At 71.4% G+C, this 18,969-nt stretch carries 18 protein-coding genes; 12 read left to right on the top strand and 6 right to left on the bottom strand.

Translation table 11 applies throughout. The annotated features are described in order from the left end of the window. Positions 1-468: 468 nt before the first annotated feature. A complete protein-coding gene (locus tag M3M54_RS06310; RefSeq protein WP_249021335.1) occupies positions 469-738 on the bottom strand; it encodes a hypothetical protein in 270 nt (89 codons plus the stop codon). A gap of 411 nt (positions 739-1,149) precedes the next feature. Continuing rightward, positions 1,150-1,533, bottom strand: coding sequence for an STAS domain-containing protein (locus M3M54_RS06305; RefSeq protein ID WP_249021334.1), 384 nt, complete (start codon positions 1,531-1,533; stop codon positions 1,150-1,152). Positions 1,534-1,980: 447 nt separating this feature from the next. Between M3M54_RS06305 and M3M54_RS06300 the strand changes: the two genes are divergently transcribed. Then, positions 1,981-2,250 carry a hypothetical protein gene (locus M3M54_RS06300; RefSeq protein ID WP_249021333.1) on the top strand — a complete coding sequence of 90 codons (270 nt, stop codon included), beginning with the start codon at positions 1,981-1,983 and terminating at the stop codon, positions 2,248-2,250. A 116-nt stretch (positions 2,251-2,366) separates the two neighbouring features. On the opposite strand, the gene M3M54_RS06295 is transcribed toward M3M54_RS06300, so the two are convergent. Next, entirely contained in the window at positions 2,367-3,737 is a 1,371-nt protein-coding gene (locus tag M3M54_RS06295) for an NAD-dependent succinate-semialdehyde dehydrogenase (protein WP_249021332.1), read from the bottom strand. 126 nt (positions 3,738-3,863) lie between these two features. On the opposite strand from M3M54_RS06295, the gene M3M54_RS06290 reads away from it, so the two are divergent. Then, entirely contained in the window at positions 3,864-4,352 is a 489-nt protein-coding gene (locus M3M54_RS06290) for a pyridoxamine 5'-phosphate oxidase family protein (RefSeq protein WP_249021331.1), read from the top strand. Beyond that, entirely contained in the window at positions 4,349-5,872 is a 1,524-nt protein-coding gene (locus M3M54_RS06285; RefSeq protein ID WP_249021330.1) for a hypothetical protein, read from the top strand. The genes M3M54_RS06290 and M3M54_RS06285 overlap by 4 nt, the downstream gene beginning before the upstream one ends. A 7-nt stretch (positions 5,873-5,879) precedes the next feature. Here M3M54_RS06285 and M3M54_RS06280 read toward each other — a convergent pair whose 3' ends face one another. Both M3M54_RS06280 and M3M54_RS06275 read right to left on the bottom strand, forming a co-directional pair. Continuing rightward, complete coding sequence (locus M3M54_RS06280) at positions 5,880-7,112, bottom strand: MFS transporter (RefSeq protein ID WP_249021329.1); 1,233 nt, start codon at positions 7,110-7,112, stop codon at positions 5,880-5,882. Then, the gene (locus M3M54_RS06275) at positions 7,109-8,326 is read right to left on the bottom strand and encodes an amino acid deaminase/aldolase (protein ID WP_249021328.1); all 1,218 of its coding nucleotides are present in this window, start codon (positions 8,324-8,326) and stop codon (positions 7,109-7,111) included. Before M3M54_RS06275 ends, M3M54_RS06280 begins: the two co-directional genes overlap by 4 nt. 16 nt (positions 8,327-8,342) lie before the next feature. Here M3M54_RS06275 and M3M54_RS06270 point away from each other — a divergent pair, with 16 nt between their 5' ends. From M3M54_RS06270 to M3M54_RS06230, 9 genes are all read left to right on the top strand, one after another. Next, positions 8,343-9,641, top strand: a complete 1,299-nt coding sequence (locus M3M54_RS06270) for a D-arabinono-1,4-lactone oxidase (RefSeq protein ID WP_249021327.1) — start codon at positions 8,343-8,345, stop codon at positions 9,639-9,641. Between the two features lie 385 nt (positions 9,642-10,026). Next, the gene (locus tag M3M54_RS06265) at positions 10,027-10,677 is read left to right on the top strand and encodes a PDZ domain-containing protein (RefSeq protein ID WP_249021326.1); all 651 of its coding nucleotides are present in this window, start codon (positions 10,027-10,029) and stop codon (positions 10,675-10,677) included. A gap of 24 nt (positions 10,678-10,701) precedes the next feature. Next, on the top strand, positions 10,702-11,661 hold the full coding sequence (locus M3M54_RS06260; protein WP_249021325.1) for a VWA domain-containing protein: 960 nt from the start codon (positions 10,702-10,704) through the stop codon (positions 11,659-11,661). 19 nt (positions 11,662-11,680) lie between these two features. Next, positions 11,681-12,694, top strand: coding sequence for a MoxR family ATPase (locus M3M54_RS06255; protein WP_249021324.1), 1,014 nt, complete (start codon positions 11,681-11,683; stop codon positions 12,692-12,694). Beyond that, positions 12,694-13,644: a DUF58 domain-containing protein gene (locus tag M3M54_RS06250; RefSeq protein ID WP_249021323.1), complete on the top strand. Its 951-nt coding sequence runs from the start codon at positions 12,694-12,696 to the stop codon at positions 13,642-13,644. Before M3M54_RS06255 ends, M3M54_RS06250 begins: the two co-directional genes overlap by 1 nt. Beyond that, positions 13,641-14,597 (top strand): VWA domain-containing protein, encoded by a 957-nt coding sequence (locus tag M3M54_RS06245; protein WP_249021322.1) that lies wholly within the window; start codon positions 13,641-13,643, stop codon positions 14,595-14,597. Before M3M54_RS06250 ends, M3M54_RS06245 begins: the two co-directional genes overlap by 4 nt. A gap of 57 nt (positions 14,598-14,654) precedes the next feature. After that, positions 14,655-14,972 (top strand): antitoxin, encoded by a 318-nt coding sequence (locus M3M54_RS06240; protein ID WP_249021321.1) that lies wholly within the window; start codon positions 14,655-14,657, stop codon positions 14,970-14,972. After that, entirely contained in the window at positions 14,969-15,904 is a 936-nt protein-coding gene (locus M3M54_RS06235; RefSeq protein ID WP_249021320.1) for an aldose 1-epimerase, read from the top strand. The genes M3M54_RS06240 and M3M54_RS06235 overlap by 4 nt, the downstream gene beginning before the upstream one ends. A 14-nt stretch (positions 15,905-15,918) precedes the next feature. Next, complete coding sequence (locus tag M3M54_RS06230) at positions 15,919-16,434, top strand: nitroreductase family protein (RefSeq protein WP_249021319.1); 516 nt, start codon at positions 15,919-15,921, stop codon at positions 16,432-16,434. A 197-nt stretch (positions 16,435-16,631) separates the two neighbouring features. Here M3M54_RS06230 and M3M54_RS06225 read toward each other — a convergent pair whose 3' ends face one another. Next, positions 16,632-18,854: a DEAD/DEAH box helicase gene (locus M3M54_RS06225; protein WP_249021318.1), complete on the bottom strand. Its 2,223-nt coding sequence runs from the start codon at positions 18,852-18,854 to the stop codon at positions 16,632-16,634. Between the last annotated feature and the right edge of the window lie 115 nt (positions 18,855-18,969).

Here is an 18,969-nt window from a genome sequence, read left to right as displayed (position 1 = left end):
ATGTCCGCCGCAGAGCAACCCTGGCGCGCGGCCTCGGCCTCCAACTCCCGCCATGGAAGCCGCGCGTGGCGACAGCGGTGGCGGTAGGCGGCACGCCGGACGAGGTCCCAGACAACGCTCATCGGGTCGAGCGGAGCCCGTCTCGACGCTGATCGGCGCCGCTGGCCTCGCCGGGCTCGGCCGAGCCGACTCGCCTCGGCGCTCCCGAGAACACCCGATTGAGCCGCAGCGACTCCCGAGATGTGCCCGTGCGGCCGGTCGCGATGTTGCCTTTGAGCACGGTCCCCGCTTCCAGCGTTGTGGCACGTAGCCCTGAGCCGTAGAGGTCAACGACGGTATGACTGCGTGCGACGCACCGCGGGCAGTGTCTGATCGCGAGTGAGGGGACACTCAATTCGATCGTCAGCCCGCAACGCGGACAGTTCAGGTGCGACCTGACTGTCTGGATGTTGGAACTTGACTGGGTGGTCACGCTTGCTCCTGACCGGGTCGTCTCACGGTCTGGGCGGCATCCCACGCTCTGCGTTTTGCTTCGTAGCTGGGTGGGACCTTCTCGCCGATCAGCTCGAGTGTCTGGATCCAGCCAACAGCCTCGGGGTAGTCACCGCGGTCGGCGGATTCCTGCGCCCATCTGAGGCTCTGCTTGATCGCGTCCTGGCGCAGCTCGGCAGCAGCGGGTGGCGGTGAGAGAGCAACGGCCGCGCGTACGCCCGAGGTTCGGCTGAGTCGGTTGGACATGGCGAGGCTCCTTGAGCGGCAGTTGCCGTGTCGACCGTCTGAGGGCGACACGCTCTTGCCGGCCGGGCGCTGGAGCCGGAACTTCGAGCCCACCGAAAGCTGGGGCGAGCCAGCCCGAATTATACACCGGAGCCAAACGCGCCCAGTCACACGATCCGGGGCTGCGAACTCCTGCTCGACGGGCCGGCCCACGGCCGCCGTGCGCGCGACGGATCGACTGGAGTCCCGGCATCAGGGGCGTCGTGAGCGCGACGCTCTCGCCGCCGACGGAAACCGAGCAATTGCCCGTGGCCGCTCGTCCTCATGGCGCGTATGTGGCTGTCTGGCCGCTGCGCTCGCCGTCACCGCGGCGGAGATTCCATCTCATCTTCTCGGCAGCGCACCACCCAAAGCGGGGGAGGCGGCTCCGCGCTACGCCGGTCTGGCAAGGGCCGGCGGCAGTGGCGGTCTCAGGTCGTCGGGCCCGTCGACGAAGGCCAGGCGCTGGTCGATGGCCGTCAGCGTGATCAGGCGATCGATGGACGCACCGCCCCGCATCACGGCAAGGCTGTGGCGGTTCTGCTGGGCCTCACTGTTTCGGTGCAGCAGTTCGTTGATGCCGGTGGCGTCCATGAAGGTGAGCCCGCGGAGGTCCAGAACGATCCGCTGTGTACTCTGCGCGTCGTCAGCGAGGCTGTCGAATGCGTCGGCGAGTAGCGAGACCGTGGCTATATCCAGTTCTCCGATTGGCTCGATCAGGACGGTGCCGCGATCATTTCGACGTCTGACTTCAAGGAGCTCTGTGGTGGCTGTCATGGCCTCACGCTGAGACGCAAAGGCGTCCGACCGTCGCCGTGCAGGGAGGCCCGGTGGCGCGCAGCCTGCCCCCGACCGGCCAAGGCTGCCTCACCCCACCGGACACTCGCTGAACTCGCCAAGCCGAACAGCGCAACGGCTGGACAAGTGCTCGTGATCCACCGCGAGCGGTGCGCAGGCGTCAACCAGTGCGGCGCGTCGTTGACGCTCAGATAGCGGCGCCGACATTTCGGGTAGGAAACATCTTGGCTCATCCAAACAGCTCCTCTGCGTTCTGGGGCGCTGACCTCGGCGGGTCCTTGATACGCCTACGCCGACCAGATGCTGGAGCCGGAAGGGACCTCGCCGAAGATTGGGGCGAGATCTAACTCAATGATACTCCTGGCGCAAGACCCGCGCCGGTGCTCACCCGACGACGGGTTGCCGGCCAGGCGTACCCTTGCTCCCATGCAGTTTCCGCGCTTCGGCAGGGGGATGACCGTCAAGGAGGAGCTCGTCGCGGTCGATGACCCGCGCTTCTCAGGCTGGGAGACGGTTTCCAGCTTCGCGGACCGCGACACCGCCGTTGCCTGGCGTGACCAGCTGCGGGCCATGGGCGTGCAGGCCAGCTGCGTTGCCGACAGCGCGCCCGACCGGTTCGGCAGGGGCGACATCTACCTGGTGGTGCCGCCGTCAGAGTGGTCACGGGCCAACGAGATCGTCGAGAACCTGGACTGACGGTCCGGGTCCGCCGGCCTGAGCGCGCCTGGCGACAACGCGCCCGGCCGCGCACCGCACACCGCGCCCGGCCGCGCACCGCACAGCGGGCACGGACCGGGCGCGGCTCACACGGCTCAGCCGCCGATGCGGATCATCTTCTTGTTGACGAACTCGTCGGCGCCGAAGCGGCCGAGCTCACGCCCGAAGCCGGAGCGCTTGACGCCGCCGAAGGGCAGCTCCGCGCCCTCGGCGCCGACCGCGTTGATGAACACCATGCCGGTGTCCAGCTTGTCTGCGACCCGCAGCGCCTGCTCCTGGTCGTCGGTCATCACGTAGGAGCCAAGGCCGTAGGGTGTGTCGTTGGCGAGCGCCACAGCCTCCTCCTCGGAGGCGACCCGGTAGACCTGCGCGACCGGCCCGAAGAACTCCTCGTAGCGCGCCTCGGCGCCCTCGGGGATGTCGGTCAGCACGGTTGGCGCGAAGAAGTTGCCGTCGTGCTCACCGCCGGTGATGAGCCTCGCACCCTGGTTCAGGGCACGCCTGACCTGGTCTGAGAGCCGCTCGGTCGCAAGCGCCGATGACAGCGGTCCGATCGTCGTCTCCGGCGAGCTCGGGTCGCCCGGCTTGGCGGCGGTCATCGCCGCCGTGAACTTGGCGAGGAAGTCGTCGTAGAGCTCGTCGAGCACGATGAAGCGCTTGCCGGCGTTGCAGGCCTGCCCGGCGTTGCCGAGCCGCGCCTCCGCGGCGGCCGCGACGGTTGCGTCGAGGTCGTCGCTGCCCAGCACGATGAACGGGTCCGAGCCGCCCAGCTCGAGCACCACCTTCTTGAGGTGGCGGCCCGCGGTCTCGGCGACCGCGGCGCCGGCGCGCTCGGAGCCGGTCAGCGACACGCCGCGCACGCGCGGGTCGGCGATCACGTCCTTGATCTGGTCGTTGGTCGCGTAGATGTTGATGTAGGCGCCCTCAGGGACACCCGCCTCGTGGAAGATCTCCGCCATCGCCGCCGAGGACTCCGGGCACTGGGGGGCGTGCTTGAGCAGGATCGTGTTGCCGATCACGAGGTTCGGGGCGGCAAAGCGCGCCACCTGGTAGTACGGGTAGTTCCACGGCATGATCCCGAGCAGCACCCCGTAGGAGCTGCGGCGCACGACCGCCGACCCCTCGCCGCCCAGCAGCTCGATCGGCTCGTCGGCCATCAGCCGCTCCGCGTTGTCGGCGTAGAAGTCGTAGATGTCCTTGCAGAAGGCGACCTCGCCGACCGCCTCGCTGATCGGCTTGCCCATCTCCCGCACGATGATCTCCCCAAGCCTCTGGGACTGCTGGTCGTGCAGCTCACCGACCCGGCGCACCATCTCGGCGCGCTGCGCGACGGTCGTCGTCTGGATCCACTCGGCGTGCGCTGCGTGCGCACGCGCGAGCGCGTCCTGGAGCTCAGCGTCGGTGATCGTCGGGTACTCCTTGATCGTCTCCCCGGTCCGCGGGTCGACAACTGCATAAAGGGCCATCTTGCTCTCCTCTTTACGGGATGACGATGAGAGGCTAGCCGACACTCGGCTGGAAGCTGCGCCAGGCCTCGAGCGCCGTGGGTAAGCTGGCGCAGGACATGTGCGGGTGCCGACGGATCAGCGGTCGTGAGTGAGGTCGGGGTGCCGCCGGGCCAGCGGGCCCGGCGGCTGCTCACCGAGACCCAGAACATGGTGCTGGCGAGCGCCTCGAGCGGCGGCGAGCCCTGGGTTTCGCCGCTGTTCTTCGTGGCTGACGGCCATGAGCGGCTCTACTGGACATCCGAGCCGAGTGCTCGGCACAGCCGCAACCTGCAGGTGAACCCGCGCGCGGCGATCGTGATCTACGACGACCGGGCGGGCCACCCGGTGGACGGGTTGTACCTGACCGTCGTCACGCGTGAGCTGGGCGATCCGGATGAGATCGCGCGGGCGCTTGCGGTGATGGCGCAAAAGCGCCAGCCGGAGCGCTGGCGGGCGGACCTCGCGGCTGTGACAGGTGAGGGCCCATGGCGGGTCTACCAGGCTGACATCGTCGGTGCAGAGCTGCGCGCCACCGAGCTTGTCGGTGGCCGGCCGGTCGCCCGCCGCATGGCCGTCGAACTGGAGGGAGCGTGAGCCTGCGCGAGGCGCTCCTGCGCGTTCGCGGGCGCGGGCCGTGGTCTGGCGCGAGAGGGCGCGCGGCGCTGCTTGCCGCCTTCCTGTTGGCGTTAGCGCCCGCGCCGGCGGGCGCCGCCCAGCCGCCGGTCGCGCTCAACGTCACCGGCGCCACGGCCGGCCCGCCGGTCCCAGCCGGGTTTGTGGGCCTTGCAACCGAGTATTGGGACGTCGAGAAGGAGGTCGGCACAAACCCCGCCAAGCCCGACACGGCCTTTGAGCAGACGGCGCGCAACCTCGCGCCCTACGGCGGGCTCAGCTTCCGGGTCGGCGGCGACAGCACCGACTGGACCTGGTTTCCGGTGCCGGGCATGGCGCAGCCACCCTGGGTGCGCTGGACGATGACGCCAACCTGGGCGGCCGTCACCAGCCGGCTCATCGACGATCTGCACGCCCACCTGATCGCCGGGATCAACATGGAGGCAGACAGCGCTGCGGTCGCGCGCGCCGAGGTCCAGGAGATCCGCGCGACGATCGGTGCATCCGCGCCGGTCACCTACGAGCTCGGCAACGAGCCGGAGCTCTACTCGCACTTTCCGTTCTATGACAACGCCGCCGGGGTGGCGGTGCTCGGCCGCCCGAAGGGCTTCTCCTACGCGGGCATCGCGGCGCAGTGGAGCCGCCTGGCGCGGGCGCTGCCCGGCGTGCGGCTTGCGGGACCGGGTTACTCGGGGCCGCGGGCGCTGCCCTACGTCGGCCAGTTCCTTGACGCGAGCGGCCGCCTGTCGCTGCTCACGGTGCACACCTATCCGCTGAAGTCGACCCGCTGCGAGGCGGGCGAGCACCTGCAGGAGTCAGCGCTCTTTGACAGCCAGTCGCTGGCGGGGCTTGCTGGTGCGCTGCGCGGCTGGACCGCGCTCGCGCACGCACACGGCGTGAGCCTGCGCGTGGATGAGATGAACGCGGTCACCTGCGGGGGACAGCCAGGCTTCACCAACACCTTCGGCCCGGCGCTCTGGGCGCTCAACATCCTGCCGCTGTACGCCGCCGACGGGGTGGGCGGGGTGAACTTCCAGACCAGGCCATACACCGCCCAGAACCTGATCCAGACCGACCACACGCCCGCCGGCTGGCGCGTGAGCGTGCAGCCCGAGTACTACGGGCTCTTGGCCTTCGCGCAGCTCACCCCGCCCGGCTCGCGCATCCTGCGCCTGCCGGCGCTCGGACAGGGCCTCTACGCCTGGGCGGTGCGCACCCCGAGCGGCCAGACCCATGTCGTGCTGACCAACGTCGGCACGAGCGCCCAGAGCTTCACGCTCCACGTCGCCGGCGCGCACGGCGCCGCCAGCGTCCGCGCGCTGCGCGCCGCCTCGGGCGGGCTCCAGGCCTCAGCCGGTGTGAGCCTCGCCGGCCAGACGGTCTCCGCTGCAAGTGGCCGGCTCGTAGGCCGTGCGCTTGAACAGACGGTCAGACCCGCGGGCGGCGCCTACGACATCAGCGTGGCGCCCGCCAGCGCGGAGATCGTCACCGTCAACCCCTGACTCACCGTCAACCGCTGACGGTTGCGGCGTCGACTGCCGTGGCGTCCATGGTCGCGGCGTCCGGCGCGAGCTCGCCCGAGAGCGACCCCCGCCAGACGACGCGCAACACGACCGCCGCGACCGCCGCCATCAGCAGAAACGCGACCAGCGGCGTGCCGACGACCGCCTGCACCAAAAGCGCGATCACGATCCCGCCGGCGTTGCCCGCCAGCCAGATCAGTGCTGTGGCGCTCGTCCCAGCCGGGCCGGCGCGGCGCTCGGCGATCTCGAGGATGACCGGCAGCGCCGCCAGCATGAAGAAGCCGATCAGGGCTGCACCCGCCGCCACGGCTGGCACCCACTTCCAGACCGCGAAGAGCACGCAGGCGCCGCAGGTGGAAAGCCCGGCGGCGCGAAACAGCAGGTGGTCGGCCTGCCTGCGGATCACCGTCGGCGGCAGCACGATCGAGCCGATCACGCCCGCGACCACCGCCCCGACCAGCACCCAGCCGGCGGTGGACGCCGGGATGCCGGCGGGCTTGAGCAGCGTCTGCAGCCAGGTCGTCAGGGCGATGAACAAGCCGAAGCCGACAAACGACACCGTCGCCAGGCGGCGGATGCCGGGCTCGCGCCACACGCTGCCCAGCCCGAACAGCCCGGTCACGTCGCCGCTCAACGCAAGCGCCGGCGCCAGCGCCAGCGCGCCGAGCAGTCCGGCCGCGGTGATGACCGCAAAGACCGCGTCGATCACAAGCAGCGTATGCAGGTGCGAGCCGCCGACCGCCGCGCCGAGCACCAGCGACATCAGCATCCCCAAGAAGATCCCGGCGGAGCCGATCGCGATCCCGACCGGTCGCGAGCGCTCGCTCAGATAACCGCTGGCCAGGCCCGTGACCGCGTTCAGGATCAGCGGCTGCGCGAGCGCGACCAGCGCCTGGCCGGCGAGCGCCCAGGCGAACGTGTCGCCGCCAAGTCTGAGCAGGCCACCGGCGGCGGTGAGCGCCGTGCCGGCCATCAGCGTCGGGCGAAACCAGCGGTCAAGCAGCGACGCCGCCGGCACCGCCAAAAGCACGTAGAGCAGCGGGAAGATCTCGGCCAGCAGGCCGATGTCAGAGGCGCTCACGCCGTAGTGGCGCGCGGCCGGGGTCGTGACCGGCGTGAAGGTCAGCCACAGCATCTGGTTGGCGGCGCCCGCCAGCGCGTAGGCGCCGATCACCGCCCAATGGTCCGCGCGCGCTGCCGGCCCACGCTCAGCACTCATAGAAAGCATCTCCCTTCGCCACGGTAGGTCGCCACCTCGTCCACGATCCGCTCGCCGCTGACAAGGTACAGCCGGGTGAAGCGTTCGCATAGCTCACCGGCCTTGGCGTGGCGCATCCACACCCGGTCACCGATCGCCAGCTGGTCGGCGGCGCCGCCGCGAAGCGGCGTCTGGGTCTCGCCGGCGCCCTCGTTGCGGTCAAGTGAAAGCCCCGCTGGCCACCAGGGCCGCGGCAGCCTGTCTGCGCCCGCCGGCCCGGAGGCGACATAGCCACCGCCGAGCGCCGTCACCACTCCCCGGCCGGGGCGGCGTACCACCGGCAGCACGTAGAAGGCCGCCGGCCGCGGACGAAAGCGCGTGTAGTCGTCAAACAGCGCGGGCCCGAACAGCCCTGAGCCCGCGGTCAGCTCGCTGACCCACGGCTCGGCCGCCGAGGATTCGAGGCTGCCGGTGCCGCCGGCGTTGACGAACGCAAGCGGCCCGGCGACCGCCTCCACGGCCGCCACCAGCTCGCGGCGGCGCGCGCGCAGCTCACGCCGTGAGAGGCCCTGCATCGCCCGGATCGCGCCCGCCCGCAGCGGCCGTCCCGCCGGACTGTCGCCGACCCCGGCGATCTGCCCCTCATAGGCCATCATGCCCACCAGCTCGAGCCCTGGGCGGCGGGCAATCTGCTTGGCAAACGCCCCCACCTGCGCCGGTGTGTGCAGCGGCGAGCGCCGCGGCCCGATCCGCAGCCGCCCGCCGAGCAGCCACAGCCCCGCATCCGCCTCGATGCTCACCCGGAAGCGGCCGCCGAGCGAGCCGAGCAGGTCGAGGTGCTCGACGGCGTCGACCATCACGGTGATCCCGGTGCCGGGCGTCCCGCTGGACGCCCGGCTCGCCACAGCGTCAAGCGCTGAGCGGTCGACGCTCGGGTAGCCGACCACGACGTCGGTCACACCGTGGTCTGAGAGCCACAGCGCCTCGGCCACGGTCAGCACGAGTACCCCGCTGAAGGCCCCGGCAGGGTCGGCGAGCAGCCTCATGATCAGCTCCCGGCAGCGCAGCGACTTTGAGGCAAGGCGGATGCGTTTGCCGGCCGCGCGGCGGGCCAGCTCGCGCGTGTTGGCTGTGAAGGCGTCCATGTCGATCACCGCAAACGGCGCCTCGAGCTCCGCACAGGCGCGCGCGAGCTGCTCATGGTCTTGGGTGTCTGGCGTGGACAAGCTGCGCATGTTCTAATGCACAGCGATGTCAGCTGCCGAGTGGGCCAACTGGGATGGGCGCCAGCGCGCCCGCCCGCGCGTGCTGGCAAGCCCACGGTCGCTCGCCGAGCTGGCGCAGCTGGTGGGTGCGGCAGACGCGTGCGGGGAGCAGGTGCGGGTCGCCGGCGCCGGGCACTCCTTCACCGCCCTGGTGCCGACGAGCGGCACGCTGATCTCGCTACGCGAGCTCGATCGCGTGCTCGACATCGACCCGGTCGGCGGGCGTGTCAGGGTGCAGGCCGGGATCACGATCGCGGCCCTCAACCGTGTGCTCGACCGTCACGGGATGGCGTTTGAGAACCTCGGCGACATCGACAGCCAGACGCTGGCGGGCGCGGTGGCGACCGGCACCCACGGCACCGGCAGCCGGCTTGGCAACCTCTCCTCGCAGATCGAGTCGCTCGAGCTGATGGGAGCCGACGGGCAGGTCGTGGTGCTGGACGAGCGCTCCGATCCCGAGGGCCTGCGCGCCGCGCGCGTCAGCCTCGGGGCGCTCGGCGTGATCACCGCGCTGACGCTGCGCACGGTCCCCGCCTTCCGCCTGCACGGCCGTGACGGCCCGGCGGGGCTTGCGGCGACGCTCGAGCGGCTGCAGGAGCTGGCCGACGCGCACGACCACTTCGAGATGTACTGGTTCCCCTACAGCGACACCGCGCTTCTGCGCCGCAACGACCGCACCGACGCGCCCGCCAGGCCGCGATCGCGCGCCCGCACCTACATGGAGGACATCGTGCTTGTGAACCACGGCCTGCAGGCGCTCTCGCGCCTCGGTCGCCGCCACCCGGCGCTGATCCCGGTGCTCAACCGCACCGCCACGCGGCTTGCGGGCTCCAGCGAGCGCGTCGATCGCTCGCACAGGATCTTCGTCACGCCGCGGCTCGTGCGCTTCACCGAGATGGAGTATGCGATCCCGCGCGAGCACGCCGCCACGGCGATCGGCGCGATCCGCGACGGCATCCACGCTGCCCGCCTGCCGGTGAACTTCCCGATCGAGGTGCGCTTCGTCGCCCCAGACGACGCGCTGCTCTCCCCGACGCATGCGCGCGCGAGTTGCTACATCGCCGTGCACACCTACGAAGGCATGGCGTTTGAGCCCTACTTCCGGATGGTCGAAGAGATCATGGACGGCTTTGGCGGCCGCCCGCACTGGGGTAAGCGCCACTTCCAGAGCGCCGCCACACTGGCCGGGCGCTACCCGGCGTGGGAGCGCTTCCAGGCGGTGCGCCGGCGGCTTGACCCCGACCTGCGCTTTGGCAACGACGAGCTTGCGCGGGTGCTCGGATGAGAGGCTGGTGGCGGGAACCTGAGCCCGAGCCTGAGCCGCCGGGTGCGGTCGGGCCCGCAGGCCCGCAGCTGGACGGCACCCGGCTGCGGATCATCGAACCGTCCCTGCGAAGGCCGACCGTTCTGTGCCGCGGCACCGATCGCCGCGATGGCCGAGTCGCCATTGCTGTCCGCCAACCGCCTCCAGCCACCAAACCTGCCCGCCCACAGGAGTTTTGTGCAGTCCGCGCGCTCCCATCGCGCCAAATGCACAAAACTCGCCCGGCGGCCCCAGTTTGGGGGCTGGAGGCGGTTGGCGGCGCGCCTGAGGTGGCAGCCAGCGGGTACGTCGGTGGACCTCTTACACGCCTCTAATCATCGGCCCATAGGCTGCTCGCAGAGCGGCGATGTCAGGACCTAAGCATCTGTGGTCAGGCGACTGGGAGCGCGAGTCCGGGCAGTCTGCCCAGGACCCGGTTGGAGGCAGGCTGTCTGCGCTCGTGGCGCCGTCGGCGACGGCTGCGGCTGGGTCCGGCCCGGCCGGCACGCCCGCCACCGATGCCCGCGACGGGCGCATGCCTCCGCGCACGCGCCTGCTGGTGGCGGCCAGCAGCATCACGGCGCTTGCCGCCGCTGCGGTGGTGGTGCTGGTGCTCGCGGGCCCTGGCACGCGGGTACCGGCCGCACGCCGCGCGGTCGCACACGTCAGCACCTCACACGGAGCGACTAGCACGCCGGCCGCCGTGCCCACTCCGACGACACCGGCCAGCGTGCTCGCCGGGCCGACGATCAACTGGCTGGGCATGCAGATCGTCACCGGTCCGACCGGCGCGGTGGTGAACACCGTCAAGCTCGGCAGCCTCGCCGACGCGGCGGGCTTTGAGCCGGGTGATCAGATCGAGCAGATCGACGGCTACGCGATCGCCTCGGTTCGCGCCATCCGCCGGGTGGCGGCGCGAATCCCGCTGGGCCACAGCATGCTCGTCTCGGTGTTGCGCTCGACCGTCACCGTGCAGCTGTCGCTGCCGATGCTGGCGCAGCCGACATTTCATTCGTGAACCTGATCGCGTGAGCAGCTACCGGTGAGCTTTGCCACGCCGCTCGTGCTTCTGGGCCTGCTGGCGCTGCCGGTGCTCGTCTGGCTCTACCTGCGCGAGCAGCGACGTCGCGCGGCGGCGCTCGAGCTGGCGGTGTCCGCACCGCTGCTTGCCTCGCTGGCGCCACGGCGGCCCGGCTGGCGCCGCCACGCGCCCTACCTGCTTCTGGGCCTCGGCATCGGCGCGCTGATCCTGTCTGGGGCACGGCCGCGCCACGTTGTCTGGCGTCCGCTGCGCTCGGCGACCGTGATGCTGCTCAACGACGTCTCAGCGTCGATGAGCGCCGGCGACGTGCGGCCTTCGCGGCTGGTGGCGGCCAAGCGGGCCGCCACCAGCTTCCTTGACGGTGCGGGCCCGGGCATCCGGGTCGGGTCGATCGTCTTTGCCCGTCATGCGACTGTCCTACAGGCGCCCACCAGCGACCACGCGCTGACCCGCTCCGCACTTGCGCGGATCACGTCCGGTGGCGGGGGCACCGCGATGGGCGCGGCGATCGCGCTTGGCCTGGCGTTTGTGCGGCCGCATGCCCACCGCGGCGCCGCCGCGGTGCCGGGATCGATGATCCTGATCTCAGACGGGGGCGCCAACGTGGGACCCGACCCGGTGGCCGTGGCGGCACACGCCGGGCGCGAGCACGTCCGTGTCTACACGGTCGCCGTCGGCACCGCGCACGGTGAGGCGAAGATCCCCCACCGGCACGGTGAGCGGCTCGAGCCCGTGCCGGTGCAGGCGCTGACGCTGGCGCGCATCGCCCGCGCCTCCGGCGGCCGGGCCTACCGTGCCGCCGACGCCGCCACGGTGAGCGCGATCTACCGGCGGCTCGCCACGACGCTCAGCCACCGTCGCGTGGATGCTTCGCTTGCGGGCTACTTCGCCGGGGCCGGGCTGGTGGCGCTGGCCCTCGCGGTTGCGCTCTCGCTGAACTGGTTTGGCTGGCTGGCATGAGGACCTACAAGGAGACGCAATGACCGACACGAACGAGGACCTCAAAGCGCAGGCGCTTGCGCGCAACGCCATGCAGGAGGCGCTCGCCGAGATCCGGCGCGTGATCGTCGGCCAGGACGCGATGCTCGACCGCGTGCTCGTGAGCCTGCTGGCTGGTGGTCACGTGCTGCTCGAGGGCGTTCCGGGGCTCGCCAAGACGCTCACCCTGCGAACGCTCGCGGCGGTGCTCGGCGGCAGCTTCGGCCGCATCCAGTTCACGCCGGACCTCGTTCCCTCCGACCTCGTCGGCACGCGTATCTGGCGCCCGGACAGCGGCAGCTTCGAGACCGAGCTGGGGCCGGTCTTTCACAACTTCATCCTGGCTGATGAGATCAACCGCGCGCCCGCCAAGGTGCAGTCGGCGTTGCTCGAGGTTATGCAGGAGCGTCAGGTCACGATCGCCGGCGCCACCTACCCGGTGCCTGAGCCGTTCATCGTGATGGCCACCCAGAACCCGATCGAGTCCGAGGGCACCTACCCGCTCCCGGAGGCGCAGCTCGACCGCTTCCTGATGAAGATCGTGGTCGACTATCCCTCCCGCGAGGAGGAGGCGATGATCGTCGCACGCAGCCTCCAGGAGGCGGTCGGCGTGCGGGAGTGCCTGAGCCTCGCGGACCTTGAGCGCCACGCTCTCGCGGTGGCGAGCGTGGCCTGCGACAGTCAGGCGATCGCCTACGCGGTCGCGCTGACCGACGCGACCCGCCACCCCGCTGCGCACGGGATGCCGGACCTGGAGGCGCTGATCGAGTTCGGCTCCAGTCCGCGCGGGCCGATCGGTCTGGTCCAGGCGGGCCGGGCGCTGGCGCTGCTGCGCGGGCGTGCGCACGCGTCGGTGCGTGAGATCCGCGACCTCGCGCCCGATGTGCTGCGCCACCGGATCGTGCTCTCCTATGACGCGCTGAGCGAGGGCATCGGCGCCGACGACGTGCTCGAGCGGATCATCGCGACGGTCCCAGAGACCGCCGGGGAGGCGGCCAGCGCGCTGGTGCAGTGATGACCGGTCCCGGCGATCTGGGTAACAGCCTCGCGGCGTTGCGCGTGCCCGATGCCAGCCAGGGCCCGGGGCCGATGCCGGCGCGGCTGGTGGATGCGCTCGACCTGCAGCTCGGGCGGCTGATCACGCACACGCTGGCGGGGGCACGCAGTGCCACCGGCACGGGCGCCGGCACAGAGCTTTCCCAGCTGCGCGCCTATGCGCCAGGCGACGACGTCCGCCACGTCGACGCGGCCGCCAGCGCCCGCACCGCCACGCTGCAGGTGCGCGTGCACGTGCCGGAGCGGGCGCTCACGACCTGGCTTGTGATCGACCTGTCGCCGTCCATGGCGTTCGGCACCGCCCTGCGGCTGAAGTCGGATGTGGCGCACGGTGCGGCGCTCGTGTTCGCACGGCTGGGCACGCGACGGGCCGGCAATGTCGGCGCGGTCGCCTTTGGCGTCCCGGACGCGTTTGACGGTGTGCGTGTGCTCGCGCCGCGCGGCGCCCGTCGCGGGTTGGTGGCGGTGCGCCGGCTGCTCGACGCCGGTGTCGCCGCGGACAGCGACACGGGCCGGCGCGAGGGCACGCTGGCGCAGGCGGCCGAGCGGGTGCTGCGCCTCGCCCGCCTTCCGGGGCTGGTCGTGGTGATCTCTGACTTCCGTGACCAGCAGGGTTGGGAGCGGCCACTTGGGGCGCTGCGGCTGCGTCATGCCGTGCTGGCGGTGGAGGTGACCGATCCCGGTGAGAGCGCGCTGCCGCGTCTCGGGCGCCTCGCGCTCGTGGACCCCGAAAGCGGTGTGGTGGTGAGGGCCGACACCGCCGACCGGCGTTTGGGAGAGCGCTTCGCGGCGCTCGAGTCCGAGCGCCGCGAAGCGCTCTCGCGTGAGCTGCGCCGCCTCGCCATCCGCCACGTGACTCTGTCCACGGCAGATGACTGGCTGGCGGCACTGGGGCGGGGGATCCGGTGAGCTTCAGCGACCCGCTGTGGCTGCTCGGCCTCGCACTGGTGCCGCTGGCGCTTGCCGCGCAGCGCCTGGTGCGCCGCTTCGCCCGCCGCCGTGCTCGCCGCTACGCGCTGCGCTATCCGGCGGCGGCGACGATCAGCCGGGCGCTCGCCGCAGGCGGCGGCGGCCCGCGGCGCAGCTGGCTCCCGGTGGCCGCACTGCTGGCCGCACTGGCGGTCGTGGCGCTCGCGCTGGCGGGACCGCGGCTGCGCGAGCGTGTGCCAACCCATGACGCGTCGATCATGCTGGTGCTCGACCACTCAGGGTCGATGGCCTCCCAAGACGTCCACCCGTCGCGGCTGGCCGCAGCGATCCGTGCCGCCAACACGTTCATCAGCGAGCTGCCGGCGGGCGTGCGGGTCGGTGTGGTCGCGTTCTCGACGGTGCCCCAGACGGTCCAGGCGCCGGTGCTCGACCACGCTCTCGCGCGCGCGGCGATCGACCGCCAGCAGGCGGGCGGCGGCACCGACACCGGGCCGGCGCTCGAGCTGGCGCTCAAGCTGCTTGACGGCGGCGCGCGCGACCACCGGCCCGCCGCGATCGTGCTGCTCTCAGACGGCGCCGCGAACCTGGGTGTCAGCCCGCTGGTTCCCGCCACCCAGGCGCGGCGCGACCACATACCGATCTACACGGTCGCGCTCGGCACGCCCGGCGGCGTGCTCAACGAGGGCATCTACGGAATCGTCCCGGTGCCCCCCGACCCGCAGCTGATGGCGGCGATCGCCCGCAGGTCCGGTGGCCGCGCCTACGACGCCCGCACCGAGAACCGCCTGAGCTCGATCTACCGCGCTCTCGGTGTGAGCCTTGGCAGCAGCACGCGTGAGCGCGACATCGGCCCCTACTTCCTGTTGGCCGCTGCCGCGCTGCTGCTGATCGCGCTGCTCGCCTCCGTCCGCACCCTGGCGGCGCTGCCGTGAGAGAATGCCTCGTGCGGGGACGCGCCCGTCGGGTGAACGACCGCTGAAAGGAAACGCATGGGTTTCGCAGACAAGCTGAAGGAGCTGGCCGACCAGGCGCAGCAGGCGGTGAGCGAGAACAGGGAGAAGATCCAGGGTGCGGTGCAGAACCTCGGTGAGGCGGTCAACGACCGCACCGAGGGTAAGTACGCCGAGACGATCGCCAAGGCCGGTCAGCGTGTCAACGAGGCGGTCGACAAGATCTCAAAGCCCGACGCGGAGGGGGCAGCCGGTGCTGACCGCGCCGACGCCGGCACCGGCACCGGGTCGGAGCCGGCGGGTGCCAGCGATCAGCCGACGGCCGAGCCATCAAGCGCGCCGCCCGAGTTCGAGTGACCGCGCCCGCGCTCGCACCGGACCAGATCACGATTGCCGACCGCGAGGCGGCGTTTGCGGCGACCTTCTGCCCGAAGCTCGGGATGATCGGCTGCTCGTTGCGTCACGAGGGGGAGGAGCTGCTCGATCAGGGGGCGGGCCTGTCCGCCTACGCCGAGCAGGGATCGACGTTCGCGCTGCCCTTCCTGCACCCGTGGGCCAACCGTGTGAGCGCATGGAGCTTCGACCTGGGCGCGCGGCGGGTGAGGCTCGCTGAGGACTCGCCGATCGTCCACCGCGACGCTGCGACCGCCACTGCAATACACGGGCTGCTGGCCGCAAGTAAGCACTGGCAGGTGATCGACGCGGGCGCTGACACGCTCACGGCCGAGCTCGACTTCGGCGCGGTGCCGCAGTATCTCGCCGCCTTCCCGTTCCCGCACGTGGTGCGCTACACCGCGACGCTCGCCGGTGCGAGCCTGACGGTCACGATCACCGTGCAGGCGAGCGCTGACGTGGCGGTTCCGGTCTCCTTCGGCTTTCACCCCTACCTCACGCTGCCGGGCTCAGACCGCCGCGACTGGTGGATCGAGCTGCCGGTCGCAAGCCGCGCGTTGCTAGACGAGCGCATGCTCCCGACCGGCGAGCGGGTCAGCATCGCCCCAGGCGAGCTGGACGGCCCGCTCGCGGATCGCACCTTCGACACGAGCTTCCCTGAGCTCCACGGCGAGCGGCCGGCGTTTGTGCTGGCCGACGAACGCCGGCGCGTGACGCTGACGCACGCGGGCGGCTACCCGGTCTCCCAGGTCTACGCCCCCGAGCGCTCGCAATTCATCTGCTTTGAGCCGATGACCGCTCCGGTCAACGCCCTGGTTTCAGGCGATGGCCTGCGCTGGGTGGCACCTGGAGAGCGCTTCACGGCTATCTTCGCGATATCAGCCGGTAAGCCCTGAATCTGGAGGCCATGATGGAGACCTGGGATGCGATCCGCGCGCGCCGCAATGTGCGGGAGTTCACCGACCAGCCGCTGTCCGAGCGGGAGCTGGCGCGGATCCTGGAGGCTGGCTGGCGGGCGCCATCCTCGCGTAACTGGCAACCGTGGGACTACGTGGTTGTGACCGCCCGCGAGCAGCTCCGTGAGCTCTCCGAGGTGTGGCGTGGCGGTGGCCACATCGCTCACGCCGCCGCGGCCGTGGCGTTGGTCGTCGACGACTACGCCGAAGCCAGGGACCGCGAGATCGCGGCCTACGACCTGGGCCAGGCGTCGCTTCAGATGATGGTGGCCGCCGCCGACCTCGGGATCGGCTCAGGCCATTCCGCTGTCGCCGACCAGGATCTCGCCCGCCGTGTGCTGGGTCTCCCGGAGGCGAAGATCGTTCGCTACATCATCGACTTCGGCCATCCGGCTGACCGCCCGCTCAAGCCGATCCGTAAGCCGAACCGCCGGCCGCTTGAGGAGGTTGTGCACCGCGATCACTGGTGAGGCCGGGCGTCTGGCGCGAACCTTTTGCGTACGGTGTACGTATTGCGAACTGTACGCAAAAAGGTCGGGCGGCAGGCGCGGCGGGCGGCAGGCGCGGCGGGCGGCGGTGCGCCCGGCGGCGGTGCGCCGAGCGGCGGTGCGACGAGCGGCGGCGGTGGGCCCGGGGGCGCCGCAGACGGCCCCGCGGCGTCCGCGGCTCACACCTTGCGCCAGCGCCGCTGCGCCCCGCCGGCCAGCGGCGCGTCGGCGCCGGTGTCGAGTGCGACCGCGTGCAGGTGACGGAACGGCCTTCCCTCGCGCAGCTCCCGCACAACTCCGTCGATCAGCCCGCCGTCGGGCAGCTCACGGCCGTCGGTGACCGCGTCGATCACCTGCCGCTTGCGCTGGATCAGCCGCGCCATCGTTTCGTCGATCGTCTCGGCCGCCAGCAGGTACCACGCGCAGACTGAGGCGCGCTGGCCGATCCGGTGGCAGCGGTCCTCTGCCTGGTCGTGGATCGCGGGCGTCCACTCGAGCTCCAGAAAGCACACGTTCGACGCGCGCGTGAGCGTGATCCCCTGTGCCGCCGCGCGGGTCGCGCAGACGATCAGCGCCGGCCCGTCGGGGCGCTGGAAGGCGTCCACCGCAGCCTGCCGGGCGCCCACCGGATCGTCTCCAAACAGGTGCAGGGCCCACGGGAATCGCTCCATCACCGCCTGCTGCACCTCGCGATGGCGGCAGAAGACGACCAGCGGCTCGCCGGAGGCGAGGAAGTCGTGGATCCAGGCGAGCGCCGCCGCGAGCTTGCCGCGCGCCGCCAGCCGTTGCAGCGCTGTCAGCTGTGCGAGGCGCTCGGCGCGCAGCGCCGCCGCGATCTTTGCGTCGAGCACCTTCAGGTCAAGCGGCTGGCTGCGTAGCCACGCCACCACATCCTCCTCGGCCAGCCGGTACTCAGCCAGGTTGTTGAGCGCCACCGGCACCACCACCTGGCGCTTGGCCGGCAGCTGCGGCAGCACCTCGGACTTCAGCCGCCGCACGAAGCAGCGCCGGCGCAGGTGCCAGTGCAGCCGCTCCTCGGAGAGCTCGCCCTCGAACTGGCGGCTGAAGCTGGCCCCCGACCCGAACTCGGCCAGGCGCCCGATCACCCGCAGCTGCGCGATCAGCTCGTCGGCGTGGTTCATGACCGGCGTGCCGGTCAGCGCGAGCCGCAGCCCGTCCGTCGCGACCGCGTCGGCCAGCCGCCTGACCGCGCGCGTGCGCTTTGCGGTGGGGTTCTTGCAGTAGTGGGACTCATCTGCCACCAGCGCTCGTGGCCCGCTGGCCACGAGCGCCTCAAGGCGCCCGGCGACGATCTCGTAGTTGAGGATGACTATCTCCGCGTCGGGGAGCGGGCGGCCCTCCCGTCCGCTCAGCACCGCGACGCTGCGGTGCGGCAGCCAGTGGTTTGCCTCGCGCTCCCAGGTGAGCTTCATCGACGCGGGACAGATGACCACTGCGGGGAAGGCGCCATCGGCTTCGAGTGTCGCCAGCGCCTCGACCGTCTTGCCGAGCCCCTGCTCGTCGGAGAGGAAGGTGCGGCGCGCCTGTAGCGCGTAGCGAACCGCCGCCCACTGAAATGGCGCGAGCTCGCCGCCGAGGCGTGGCGCGACTTCGGCAAGCGGTTCGGCGGTGGTTGCGCGTGAGGCGGCGACCGCGCGCTGTGCGGCGCGGTGCTCGGCGGCCATCTGCTCGAGTGCCTGCGCGGCCGTAGGCGCGACGTCGATCTCGTGGCGGGCGATGAACGCGTCGAGCTGATCGACGATCCAGGCGTCGAGCTTGAGCTCGTTGGCGGCCGCGCCCGGCAGCGCTTCAAACGCGGCCTGCGCGTCGGGATCCCAGAAGGTCTCGAGCGTGAGGCGCTCGCCAGCGACGCTGCGGGTGAGTATCAGCCTGGCGGCCGGCGGCTGTTCGCCACATTCCAGTGACTCGATGCAGCGCCGCGCCCCGAGGCTGAGGCGCGGGTCGCGCAGCTCGGCGATCGCGGCGGCGTGCGCCGGCGTGAGCGGCACCAACCAGCGCCCCTCCAGTGCCAGCGCGTCCTTGCGCAGCGCCTTGGGCGGCTCGCCCGCGAGCGTGTCCAGCGCAAACCAGCCGCGGCCGTCGTAGCGGGTCGTGCGCACGTGCCCGACCCAGCGGCGCTCGGCCGCGGCCAGCCACTCGTCGAACTCGGCGCTGCGGCGCAGATCCGGTCGCGCGCCCAGGATCGTCGCGAGCTTCGCGGCAACCCAGCCGTCCGCCGGGGCCGACCACTCCCTGCGATCCCAGTCAAAGCGCCGTCCTGGCAGCGTGCGCACCGCGGCGACCAGGTGGCCGTCGTAGGGGAAGGCGAGCACCACCTCCTGTGTGTCACCCGCGCCGCTTGAGCGCAGCGTGACGTTGGGCTCGTCAGGTACCGCTTGCAAGCGCGATCCTGGTGGTCAGGCTCGCGCGCATGGCCGGTCAGTCATCGTCGCAGACAGGTTAGAGCGCGACGCTGACGTCCGGTGAGCGGATGCGCCATGCAGCCGCCGATCAACC

Origin of the sequence: Conexibacter sp. S30A1 (genome assembly GCF_023330665.1) — a bacterium.
In the GTDB taxonomy this organism is placed as follows: domain Bacteria; phylum Actinomycetota; class Thermoleophilia; order Solirubrobacterales; family Solirubrobacteraceae; genus Palsa-465.
The sequence above is the reverse complement of the archived record's forward strand: the minus strand, read 5'-3'. Positions and strand labels throughout refer to the sequence as shown.